The sequence below is a fragment of the Variovorax paradoxus genome, assembly GCF_000834655.1.
In the GTDB taxonomy this organism is placed as follows: Bacteria; Pseudomonadota; Gammaproteobacteria; order Burkholderiales; family Burkholderiaceae_C; genus Variovorax; species Variovorax paradoxus_F.
The window spans coordinates 1-10,156 of record NZ_JXQQ01000056.1 but is presented as its reverse complement, the minus strand read 5'-3'; the positions used below and the strand labels follow the sequence as shown (position 1 = coordinate 10,156).

At 67.3% G+C, this 10,156-nt stretch carries 12 protein-coding genes; 5 read left to right on the top strand and 7 right to left on the bottom strand.

All coding sequences use genetic code 11. The features are described from left to right. Nucleotides 1-109: 109 nt before the first annotated feature. Nucleotides 110-895 carry an ABC transporter ATP-binding protein gene (locus RT97_RS22385; protein WP_042581035.1) on the bottom strand — a complete coding sequence of 262 codons (786 nt, stop codon included), beginning with the start codon at nucleotides 893-895 and terminating at the stop codon, nucleotides 110-112. Then, the gene (locus RT97_RS22380) at nucleotides 892-2,847 is read right to left on the bottom strand and encodes an AMP-binding protein (RefSeq protein ID WP_042581034.1); all 1,956 of its coding nucleotides are present in this window, start codon (nucleotides 2,845-2,847) and stop codon (nucleotides 892-894) included. The genes RT97_RS22385 and RT97_RS22380 overlap by 4 nt, the downstream gene beginning before the upstream one ends. An 84-nt stretch (nucleotides 2,848-2,931) precedes the next feature. Here RT97_RS22380 and RT97_RS22375 point away from each other — a divergent pair, with 84 nt between their 5' ends. The 4 genes from RT97_RS22375 to RT97_RS22360 are packed head-to-tail and all read left to right on the top strand — an operon-like array spanning nucleotide 2,932 to nucleotide 5,276. Further along, on the top strand, nucleotides 2,932-3,702 hold the full coding sequence (locus tag RT97_RS22375; protein ID WP_042581033.1) for a Crp/Fnr family transcriptional regulator: 771 nt from the start codon (nucleotides 2,932-2,934) through the stop codon (nucleotides 3,700-3,702). Further along, nucleotides 3,699-4,169: a hypothetical protein gene (locus RT97_RS22370; protein ID WP_042581032.1), complete on the top strand. Its 471-nt coding sequence runs from the start codon at nucleotides 3,699-3,701 to the stop codon at nucleotides 4,167-4,169. Before RT97_RS22375 ends, RT97_RS22370 begins: the two co-directional genes overlap by 4 nt. 59 nt (nucleotides 4,170-4,228) lie before the next feature. Continuing rightward, the gene (locus RT97_RS22365; protein ID WP_042581031.1) at nucleotides 4,229-4,996 is read left to right on the top strand and encodes an SDR family NAD(P)-dependent oxidoreductase; all 768 of its coding nucleotides are present in this window, start codon (nucleotides 4,229-4,231) and stop codon (nucleotides 4,994-4,996) included. 22 nt (nucleotides 4,997-5,018) lie between these two features. Then, nucleotides 5,019-5,276, top strand: coding sequence for a hypothetical protein (locus tag RT97_RS22360; protein ID WP_042581030.1), 258 nt, complete (start codon nucleotides 5,019-5,021; stop codon nucleotides 5,274-5,276). 133 nt (nucleotides 5,277-5,409) lie between these two features. Here RT97_RS22360 and RT97_RS22355 read toward each other — a convergent pair whose 3' ends face one another. Next, on the bottom strand, nucleotides 5,410-6,447 hold the full coding sequence (locus RT97_RS22355) for an MBL fold metallo-hydrolase (RefSeq protein ID WP_042581029.1): 1,038 nt from the start codon (nucleotides 6,445-6,447) through the stop codon (nucleotides 5,410-5,412). A gap of 60 nt (nucleotides 6,448-6,507) precedes the next feature. After that, nucleotides 6,508-7,488 carry a Bug family tripartite tricarboxylate transporter substrate binding protein gene (locus tag RT97_RS22350; RefSeq protein ID WP_042581028.1) on the bottom strand — a complete coding sequence of 327 codons (981 nt, stop codon included), beginning with the start codon at nucleotides 7,486-7,488 and terminating at the stop codon, nucleotides 6,508-6,510. 211 nt (nucleotides 7,489-7,699) lie between these two features. On the opposite strand from RT97_RS22350, the gene RT97_RS22345 reads away from it, so the two are divergent. Beyond that, nucleotides 7,700-8,077, top strand: coding sequence for a VOC family protein (locus RT97_RS22345; RefSeq protein WP_042581027.1), 378 nt, complete (start codon nucleotides 7,700-7,702; stop codon nucleotides 8,075-8,077). A gap of 4 nt (nucleotides 8,078-8,081) precedes the next feature. Here RT97_RS22345 and RT97_RS22340 read toward each other — a convergent pair whose 3' ends face one another. From RT97_RS22340 to RT97_RS22330, 3 genes are all read right to left on the bottom strand, one after another. Next, entirely contained in the window at nucleotides 8,082-8,663 is a 582-nt protein-coding gene (locus RT97_RS22340) for a superoxide dismutase (RefSeq protein ID WP_042581026.1), read from the bottom strand. A gap of 44 nt (nucleotides 8,664-8,707) precedes the next feature. Then, nucleotides 8,708-9,373, bottom strand: a complete 666-nt coding sequence (locus RT97_RS22335; RefSeq protein WP_042581025.1) for a helix-turn-helix transcriptional regulator — start codon at nucleotides 9,371-9,373, stop codon at nucleotides 8,708-8,710. 32 nt (nucleotides 9,374-9,405) lie between these two features. Further along, a partial coding sequence (locus RT97_RS22330) for a TolC family protein (protein WP_042581024.1) occupies nucleotides 9,406-10,156 on the bottom strand: 751 nt, incomplete at its 5' end.

Sequence of the window (10,156 nt, the reverse complement as noted above, 5' to 3'; positions counted from 1 at the left end):
CGCGGCGCCTGATGAGGCGCGGTTGTGTTGCGAGGGCTGTCGTGCCCCCATCCCAGCCTTCCCCCGGGAGGGGAAGGAGCAATTCATCCGGGTGCGGTTGGGCATGGCGTCAGTGCTCCACACCGAGGTATGCCCGGATCACGTCTTCGTTGTTGCGCACTTCGTCGGGCGTGCCGTCGCCGATCTTCTTGCCGTAGTCCAGCACCACCACGCGGTCGGAGATGTCCATCACCACGCCCATGTCGTGCTCGATGAGGACGATGGTCGCGCCGAACTCGTCGTTCACGTCGAGGATGAAGCGGCTCATGTCCTGCTTTTCTTCGACGTTCATGCCGGCCATCGGCTCATCGAGCAAGAGCACCTGCGGCTCCATCGCGAGCGCACGGCCCAGGTCCACGCGCTTCTGCAAACCGTAAGGCAGGCGGCCCACCGGGGTCTTGCGGTGCGCCTGGATTTCGAGGAAGTCGATGATGTGCTCGACGAACTCGCGGTGCCGCAGCTCCTCGCGTTCGGCCGGGCCCCAGCGCAGCGCCTGCGCGAGCAGGCCGCTCTTCATCTTGAGGTTGCGTCCCGTCATGATGTTGTCGAGCACGCTCATGCCCTTGAAGAGCGCCAGGTTCTGGAAGGTGCGTGCCACGCCCATCTCGGCCACCTGGCGCGAGTTCATGTGCTTGAAGGTCTGGCCGCGGAAAGTGATGGAGCCCTGCTGCGGCCAGTAGACGCCGTTGATGCAGTTGAGCATCGAGCTCTTGCCCGCGCCGTTCGGGCCGATGATGGCGCGCACTTCGTGCTCGCGCACGTCGAAGCTGATGTCCGTCAGCGCCTTCACGCCGCCGAAGCTCAGCGAGATGTTCTGCACGTCGAGGATGACCTCGCCGGTCTTTCGCGCGCTCATGCAGCCGCCTTCACGATGGGGAAGGTCTTCGCCTCGACGATCTTCAGCGTGGCGCTCACCACGCCGGTGCGTCCGTCCTCGAACTTGACCTGGGTCTCGATGTGTTGCTCGGTCTTGCCGCCGTAGAGCGCATCGACCAGCACCGCGTATTTCTCGGCGATGAAGCCGCGGCGCACCTTGCGCGTGCGGGTGAGCTCGTCGTCGTCGGGGTCCAGCTCCTTGTGCAGCACGAGGAAGCGCGCGATCTGCGTCTCGCCCATGCCGTCCTCGCTTGCGAGGTCGGCGTTGACCTTGCCGATGCACTCGGCAATGAGCGCCAACACTTCGGGCTTGCCGGCCAGGTCGACGTAGCCGCCATAGGCCAGGCCACGGCGCTCGGCCCAGTTGCCCACCGCCTCGAAGTCGATGTTGATGGCCGCGCAGACCTGGTCGCGCGTATTGCCGAAGCACACCGCTTCCTTGATCTGCGGAAAGAACTTGAGCTTGTTCTCGATGTAGTTGGGCGCAAAGATCGCGCCGCTCACGAGCCGGCCCACGTCTTTCGCGCGGTCGATGATGCGCAGGTGCCCCTCGCTGTCGAGCACGCCCGCATCGCCGGTGTGGAAGTAGCCGTTGGCGTCGAGCACCTCGGCGGTGGCGTCGGGGCGCTTGTAGTATTCCTTCAGCACCGAGACGCCGCGCACCAGCACCTCGCCGTCGTCGGCGATCTTCAGCTCGATGCCCGGTGCGGCGGTGCCCACGGTCTGCAGCTTGACCTTGCCGTCCTGCTGCAGGCACACGTAGGCGCAGGTCTCGGTCTGGCCATAGAACTGCTTCAGGTTCACGCCGATGGAGCGGTAGAAGCGAAAGAGGTCGGGCCCGATGGCCGCGCCGGCGGTGTAGGCCACGCGGATGCGGCTCATGCCCAGCACGTTGCGAAGCGGCCCGTAGATCAGGAGGTTGCCAAGGCCGTACATGAGCCTGTCGCCCATGCTCACCGGCGCGCCGTTGAGGATGTCGGCGCCCACGCGCTGCGCGAGCGCCATGAACTTCGCATAGAGCCAGCGCTTCGGACGCGCCGCGTCTTCCATGCGGATCGACACGGCAGTGAGCAGCCCTTCGAAGGTGCGCGGCGGGCCGAAGTAGTAGCTCGGGCCGATCTCGCGCATGTCGTTCATCACCGTCTCGGCCGATTCGGGGCAGTTGAGCGTGAAGCCGCCCACCAGCCATTGCGCGACGGAGAACAGGTGGTCGCCCACCCACGCCATCGGCAGGTAGCTCATGATGTTGTCGCCGGGGCCCAGCTTGTCGGTCTCCACGCCGCCGCGGCCCGCCGCGATGAAGCTCGCATGCGTCTGGCACACGCCCTTGGGGCGGCCGGTGGTGCCCGAGGTGTAGAGGATCACGCCGACGTCGGTGGCCTCGCCGCTCGCCACCGCACGGTCGTAGTAGCCGACGTTGGCCTTGTCGAACTCGCGGCCCAGCGCGCGCAGCTGCTCGTAGCTCATGAGGCCGGGCTGGTCGTAGTGGCGCAGGCCCTTGGGGTCGTCGTAGATGATGTGGCGGATGCCGTGCGCCTGGTCCTTCTGCAGCTCGCGGCACTCGAGCAGCTTGTCGACCTGCTCCTGGTCTTCGACGATCACGAAGTCGATCGCCGCGTCCTGCAGCATGAAGACCATCTCGCCGGCCACCGCGTCCTGGTAGAGCGGCACCGGCACGCCGCGCAGGCTCTGCGCGGCGACGACCGCCATGTACAGGTGCGGCCGGTTGGCACCCACGATGGCGAGGTTGTCGAAGGCCTTGAACCCGAGGCTCGCGAGGCCGCAGGCCATCTCACGCACCTCCTCGGCCGCGGCGCTCCAGGTCCAGGTTTGCCAGATGCCGAGGTCTTTCTCGCGCACCGCGGGCGACTCGGGCTGGGCCTGGGCGTGCGCGAGCAGCAGACGGGGGAAGGTGGGGTCGTTGGTTTGCACAGTGGGCGGATCGTAGGCCTCACTTTGACGCCCACTTGTCGTTCCGACGACAATCCTAGGGACACTACTCCCCGGAGTTTCCCGATGCCTCACGGCAATCTCAACCAGAGCTCGCTCGGCAATTCGATCAGGGACCGCGTGCGTCCCGCCAATGCCGCGGAGCTCGGCGGCATCCCCTGGCTGCCCACGCTCACGCCCGCTGAGCGCCGCCGCGCCGAAGCTGCTTTGGTGGTCGGCGAGGCCGAGCCCGGCGACCTGGTCTGCCGCGTCGGCCGCTCGCCCACCTACTGGTTCGGGGTGGTCGAAGGGCTCCTCAAGATGAGCAACGACAACGCCGACGGCGGCTCGGTCACCTACACCGGCGTGCCGCCCGGTGGCTGGTTCGGCGAAGGCACGGTGATGAAGCGCGAGCCCTACCGCTACAACATCCAGGCGCTGCGCCGCAGCGTGGTGGCGGGGCTGCCGATCGAGAGCTTCCACTGGCTGCTTGATCACTCGATCGGCTTCAACCGCTTCGTGATGAACCAGCTCAACGAACGCCTGGGCCAGTTCATCGCGGCGCTGGAGATCGACCGGCTCAACAACCCCGACGCGCGCGTGGCGCGCAACCTGGTGTCGCTGTTCAACCCGGTGCTGTACCCGGGCGTGGGCGAAGTGCTGCGCATCACGCAGCAGGAGCTGGCGTACCTCGTGGGCCTGTCGCGCCAGCGTGTGAACGAGGCGCTCAACGGTCTCTCGGCGCAGGGCCTGATCCGTGTGGAGTACGGGGGCCTGCGCGTGCTCGACCTGCCGGGCCTGCGCGTGAGCGCGATGTCGAACAAGAAGAACGCCTCGGCGGAAACGGAAACCTCATGACCCTCAAAGACCAGATCCAGGTCGTGCCCGCGAACGCGGAAGCGGCATTCATCCCCCCGCCCGAGGCGCCGAACACGAAGCCCGCAGACGCCGGCCCGACGCTGGAGCAAGCCATCGAACGCAACGAGGCGCTCACCGAGAAGATCGATGCGCTCGACGCGATCCTCGCCAAGCCCCTCAGCGAAATCCTCGCGGACCGCGAGAAGGCCGAAGAGGCCGCGCTCGCCTGGGACCGCTTCGGCGCGATGTGGATGCTTTCGCAGCGTGCGATGCGCCGCGTGGCGCTCGACCTCGCCGCGCAGCAGGGCGTGAGCGAAGAAGAAGTCGTCGCGCGTGCGATGACGCATGCCAATGCGGTGCTCAACGGCGCCGACGAGTTAGACCTCGGCGGCACCATCGCGCCCGCGCAACTGCAGCACATCGCGCGGCACCGCGCGTTCCTGCGCAAGCAATTCCGTACCGGTTGAGCCGCAAGGCCACTCGATACCCCTTAACCTCCCGCCTTCTTCAAGAAAAGAGTTTTCCGATGACCGCTGCCTCTCACCTCACCCTCATCACCGGCGCCTCGCGCGGCCTGGGCCGTGCCATGGCCGAACAGCTGCTGCAAGCCGGCCACGTCGTGCTCGGCATTTCGCGCAAGCAGGATGCGCAACTGGCCGAAGCCGCCAAGGCCGCCGGCGCCGAACTCACGCAATGGGAACAGGACCTGTCCGACCCCGTCGCCGCATCGGCCCGCGTGTCGGCCTGGCTCAAGACCCTCGATGCGCAGCGTTTCGACAGCGTGACCCTCATCAATAACGCGGGCACCGTCGGCAACCCGGCACCGCTGGCCGGCGCCGTGACCGGCGAGCTGTCGCTGGCGCTGCGCATCGGCCTCGAAGCGCCGATGCTGCTGACCGCCGCCTTCCTCAACGCCACGCGCGAATGGCGCGGCGCACGCAAGGTGCTGAACATCTCGTCGGGCCTCGGCCGCAACGCAATGGGCAGCCAGGCACCTTACTGCGCGGCCAAGGCCGGCATGGACCGCTTCTCCCAGGCCGTGGCGCTCGAGGAAGCGGCCGCACCGAACGGCGCGCGCATCGTCTCGCTCGCGCCCGGCATCATCGATACCGACATGCAGGTGCAACTGCGCGGCGCGTCGGCAGAGAACTTTCCGGACCGCACGCGCTTCGTGAGCATGAAGGAAGAGGGCCGCCTCGACAGCCCCGCCAGCGCAGCCGCCAAGGTGCTCAAGTACCTGGCGCGCGAGGACTTCGGCACGAACCCCGTGGCCGACGTGCGCGACCCGGCCTGAACGCCCAGAAACGAGCACGACCATGGCCACCGCAAAGTCGATCGACACCAACGACTACAAGCTCTTTCCGTCGCCGAGGAACGTGCACCGCGTCATCTTCGAGCACCAGGTCTTCGTGCCGTACCCGTACGCGCTGATCGTGATGGACGAGTTCTACTTCAAGGGCCGCTACAGCCTGTTCTCGGCGTGCAGGATGAGCGACGGGAAGATGGGGCAGGTGGCGACGTTCGAGGATGCGTCGGACGTCGAGATCTTCAACACGAAGTTCGTGCCTGATTGAGTTCCCGGTATTTCTCCCTCCCCCACTGGGGGAGGGCAGGGGTGGGGGCTAGCGGCGCATCAAGCGTCAGCGGCGTATCAAACGCCGCGTGCCCCCAATCCAACCTTGCCCCAGCGGGTGAGGGAACAAGAGCTCACTGCAGCACGAACCGATCCCGCTGCGCCTGCGCGCACTCACCCATCACGTTCAACGCCCGCGACACCGCGGGCGTGCCGATCACGAAGGGATTCGCAGCGCCCGTCGGCTGCTGCCGCAGCGCGGCCAGCTTGCCTTGCGAGCCGTCGTAGCCCGAGTGGTTCGACACCAGCACATCGATCTTCTGCGCCTCTGCCACCGTGCCCATGCGCCGCGTGGCATCGATGTAGCTCCCCAGCCGCGGCACGTTCTTGCCGAAGTTGAAGGCGGTGCCGCCCCAGAGCATCGCGCGGTGCTTCCGGCCGTTCGAGGTCACGTCGAACACCGGCGAGATCGTGCCCATGGTGTGGCCCGGCGTGATGTACAGCGTGACAGTGGTGTCGCCCAGCGTGAGGCGGTCGCCGTCCTTCACCGACACGTCGCCCGCGCCTCGCTTGGGTGGGGCGCCCCAGATTGGCGTCGCGAATTCGAGCTTCGTCTCGGTCATCGTCCAGTCGGCTTCGCTCATCACCACGCGGGCGCGGTACTTCTGCGCGAGGTAGGGCGCGCCGCCGTAGTGGTCGCCATGGCCGTGCGTGACGACCACGTACTTGATCTGCGCCGGGTCCAGGCCGAGCCTGCGCATGCCGCCTTCGATGAGCGCGGCGGCTTCCATCTGGTTGTTGAGCGCATCGATGAGGATGATGCCGTCCGAGGTCTTGATCGCCCAGGCGCTGACCCAGTCTGCGCCCACGAAGTAGAGGTTGTCGAAGGCCTTGCCCGGCGGCGGCGCGGGCTTGTCGATGAGCGCCCTGAGGCCCTTGTCCATTTCGGCCTGCGGCGGCTGCGCGGCGGGCGCGGGCTTGCAGAGTGCCAGGAGCGGCGCGAGGTCGGTGCCCGCATCGCGCGTGGCCGCGGCGACGTGCGCGGCGATGGTGGCTTCGGAGGGCGGCGTCTGCTGGGCCGGTGTCTGCGCGCAGCCCTGGAGGAAGGCCGCGACCGCTGCCAGGGCGGTCGTCTTCAGCAGCAGGGTGCGCGGGTTCTTGCGAAATGCCATCGGTGTCTCCATGCCGTCATTGCGGCCCGTTGTGGAGACACCATTCTGCGACGCGAAGGCTTATTCGATGGTCGCGCCCGAGGCTTGCACGATGCCCTTCCACTTCTCGTAGTCGGTCTTCAGCAGCGCGCCGAACTGGTCGGGCGTCATGCTCTCGGGCTCCGCGCCCTGGCCGATGATGGCGGCCTTCATCTCGGGCGTGGCCAGCAGCTTGTTGACCTCGGTGTTCAGCGTGGCGACGATGTCCTTGGGCGTGTTGGCCGGCACGAAGATGCCGTACCAGGTGCTCACGTCGAAGCCCTTGTAGCCGAGTTCGGCGACGGTGGGCGTCTCGGGCAGCGACGTGCTGCGCTTGGCGGAGGTGACGGCCAGCGGGCGCAGCTTGCCGGCCTTGATCTGCGCCATGGCCGAGGGCACCGACGACACCATGAGGTCGACGTTGCCCGCGAGCACGTCCATCATGGCCGCGTTGGAGCCCTTGTAGGGCACGTGGCGCATCTTGATCTTGGCGGCGCTGTTGAAGATCTCGCCGGCCAGGTGGATGGTGGTGCCGTTGCCGGGCGAGCCGTAGGTGACGGTGTCGGGCGCGGCGCGCGCGGCCTTCACCACGTCGTCCAGCGTCTTGAACCTGGAGTTGGCCTGCGTGACGATCACCACCGGCGTGTAGGCCACGTGGGCCACCGCCGTGAGGTCCTTCACCGGGTTGTAGCTCAGGTTCTTGTAGAGCCAGGGGGCCACGACCATGTTGTCCTTCTGGCCCATCACGATGTCGTAGCCCGTGGGCGCGGCGCGCGCGGCCTCGGCGATGCCGATGGTGCCGCCGGCGCCGCCGCGGTTGTCGGGCACCACGGTCCAGTGGTTGGCCTCGGTGAGCTTCTGCGCGACCAGGCGCGCCAGGATGTCGGTGCCGCCGCCGGGCGGGAAGGGCACGATCATGCGGATGGGCTTGGCGGGATAGCTCTGCGCGTGCACGGCAACTGCGGCAAAAGCCAAGGGAAGTGCCAGCGCAAGGGCCAGCGTGCGGGTGAGTTTGCGGATCATGGGTTTGTCTCTTTGTCTGGACGAATCGGAGCGGGGTTGCAGCAGTGGCGATGGAGGTCTTTTGGCCTCACTGCACCAAGGGTGCAGTGTGCCGCAAGCGCCGCGCCGGTGTTTTCGTGGTTTGCGATGGGCCCCGTATCAGACGGCGGCGACTTGACAGGGCCGCTTCGGCGCCGAACATGAAATATCGATCCACACGAAGGAGACACCCATGCTCGGAAACATCGATGCGACGGCCAACCTCGCGGTGAAAGACCTCGCGGTGGCCCGCCGCTTCTACGAAGGCACGCTGGGCCTTGCGCAAGTCGACGCGGAGGGCGACGAGGTCGTGGTCTATGGCAGCGGCAACACGCGCATCAACGTGTACCGCTCGGAGTTCGCCGGCACCAACCAGGCGACGGCCGTGACCTGGCAGGTCGGCGCGGACATCGAGCGCCTCGTCGCCGCGCTCAAGGCCAAGGGCGTGCGCTTCGAGCACTACGACATGCCCGACACGAAACTCGAAGGCGACCTTCATGTCATGGGCGACATGAAGGTCGCGTGGTTCAAGGACCCGGACGGGAACATCCTGAACCTGATCAACGGCTGATCGATCAGCCGAAGTTCTTGGCGACGAAGTCCCAGTTCACCAGCTTGGCGAGGAAGGTCTCGACGAACTTCGGGCGCAGGTTGCGGTAGTCGATGTAGTAGGCGTGCTCCCAGACGTCGACAGTCAGCAGCGCGGTGTCTGCGGTCGTCAGCGGCGTGCCGGCGGCGCCGGTGTTCACGATGTCCACCGAACCGTCGGCCTTCTTCACGAGCCACGTCCAGCCCGAGCCGAAGTTGCCCACGGCCGACTTCACGAAGGCTTCCTTGAAGGCGTCGTAGCTGCCCCACTTGGCATCGATGGCCATGGCCAGCGCGCCGGTCGGTGCACCGCCGCCTTGCGGCTTCATGCAGTTCCAGAAGAAGGTGTGGTTCCAGATCTGGGCGGCATTGTTGTAGATGCCGCCGCTGGCCTTCTTGATGATTTCTTCGAGCGTGAGGGCTTCGAACTCGGTGCCCTTCTGCAGGTTGTTGAGGTTCACGACGTAGGCGTTGTGATGCTTGCCGTAGTGGTACTCGAGGGTCTCCTGCGAGTACTCGGGCGCCAGTGCGTCGAGCGCGTAAGGCAGGGGTGGGAGCTTGTGTTCCATCGTGGTTCCTTTGGGTCGGTTGTGGGTAAATCGTTATCCGGTGCTCAGGCGCGCGGCTTCGGGCTGACCTGGTAGGCGCAGCGCCGCGCACCCGCAAGCACATGTTCGACGCGGCTGACGGTCACTTCGGGCCCCAGCACTTCGTCGAAGAGTTGCAATTCACTGCGGCAGAAACCCGTGCAGGCCTGCGCCGCGGTGCAGATGGGGCAGTGGTTCTCGATGAAGAGAAAGCCGTCGCCCTCGGGCCGGAACTCGGCCATGTAGCCCTCGCGGCTGCGGATTTCGGCGAGCCGCTCCAGCCGCGTCCTGAGGCTGCGCGCACCGCGCATCGCCTCGGTGTAGGTGGCGCGCATCGCGTCCTCGCGCGCGCCGATGAGCTGGTCCATGCCCTTCTCGCCGAACACGCTGATCACGGCGCTGATCATTTGCACCGTCATCTCCGCGTGTGTGTCGGGAAAGCGCTTGTGGCCTTCGCCGGTGAGCCGCCAGATCTGCGTGGGCCGGCCGCGGCCGCTCGGACGGCTCTCGGCATCGACCAGGCCTTCGGCCTCCAGCTTGGCCATCTGCTGGCGCACCGCTTCCACCGTGACGTTGAGCACCTTGGCGATGTCGGGAATGCCGAGCGCGCCGCGGGTCTTGAGCGTGGAGAGGATGCGGTCTGCCGGCTGGTGCGGCATCCAGGCGGGCTTGGCGTCGATGGGGGCTGACATGGACGTTTCGTGGGTTCTGTGAAGGCCGATTGTCAGGCGGCCGGGCCTCCCCTTGAATCCGAGGGTGCTTGCCACCCGCCGCCCAGCGCCTTGTAGAGCGCGACGAGGCTGGTGTACGAGGCGGTCTCGGCCTCGGCCACGGCGTCTTGCGCACGCAGCAATGTGCGTTGCGCATCGAGCACGCTCAGGTAGGGCGCGGCCCCTTCGCGGTAGCGGACCTCGGCCAGTTCGGCTGCGCGGCCGCTGCGGGCCGCGGCCTGCACCAGCGACTGCAGGCGCTGCTGGTTCTGGCCGTAGCCGGTGAGGGCGCTTTCCACGTCCTCGATGGCGCGCAGCACGGTCTGCTCGTAGAGCGCGCGATCGCCCTCGGCGCGGGCTTCGGCGCCACGCACGCGGGCCTTCACCGAGCCCAGCCGGAGCGCCGGCCAGCTCACGCCCGGCGTCACGCTGAAGGCGCGGCTCGACGTGCTGCCGAGGTCCGAACCCCGCAGCGCGATGAAGCCGAGGAAGCCGCCGATGTCGAAGCGCGGATACAGCTCCGCGGTCGTTGCGCCCACGTCGGCGGTGCTGGCCGCGAGGCCGCGCTCGGCGCGCAGCACGTCGGGCCGGCGCCGCAGCAGGTCGCCCAGGTCGCCGATGGGCAGGCGCTTGTCGAGCACGCGCAACTGCCGAGGCTGCAGCATCGGCTCCAGTTCGGCGGGGCGCAGGCCCGCCAGCACCGCCACGCGGTAGGCGGCCTGGCGGCGCGTGGTCTCGAAGGCGGGGAGCTGGCTCTCGGTGGTC

Excerpts from the sequence above, each read along its gene's own strand:
- RT97_RS22335 (WP_042581025.1), bottom strand. The coding sequence starts at position 9,373 with ATGTCAGCCCCCATCGACGCCAAGCCCGCCTGGATGCCGCACCAGCCG.
- RT97_RS22370 (WP_042581032.1), top strand. The coding sequence starts at position 3,699 with ATGACCCTCAAAGACCAGATCCAGGTCGTGCCCGCGAACGCGGAAGCG.
- RT97_RS22385 (WP_042581035.1), bottom strand. The coding sequence starts at position 895 with ATGAGCGCGCGAAAGACCGGCGAGGTCATCCTCGACGTGCAGAACATC.
- RT97_RS22360 (WP_042581030.1), top strand. The coding sequence starts at position 5,019 with ATGGCCACCGCAAAGTCGATCGACACCAACGACTACAAGCTCTTTCCG.
- RT97_RS22350 (WP_042581028.1), bottom strand. The coding sequence starts at position 7,488 with ATGATCCGCAAACTCACCCGCACGCTGGCCCTTGCGCTGGCACTTCCC.
- RT97_RS22375 (WP_042581033.1), top strand. The coding sequence starts at position 2,932 with ATGCCTCACGGCAATCTCAACCAGAGCTCGCTCGGCAATTCGATCAGG.
- RT97_RS22365 (WP_042581031.1), top strand. The coding sequence starts at position 4,229 with ATGACCGCTGCCTCTCACCTCACCCTCATCACCGGCGCCTCGCGCGGC.
- RT97_RS22355 (WP_042581029.1), bottom strand. The coding sequence starts at position 6,447 with ATGGCATTTCGCAAGAACCCGCGCACCCTGCTGCTGAAGACGACCGCC.
- RT97_RS22340 (WP_042581026.1), bottom strand. The coding sequence starts at position 8,663 with ATGGAACACAAGCTCCCACCCCTGCCTTACGCGCTCGACGCACTGGCG.
- RT97_RS22345 (WP_042581027.1), top strand. The coding sequence starts at position 7,700 with ATGCTCGGAAACATCGATGCGACGGCCAACCTCGCGGTGAAAGACCTC.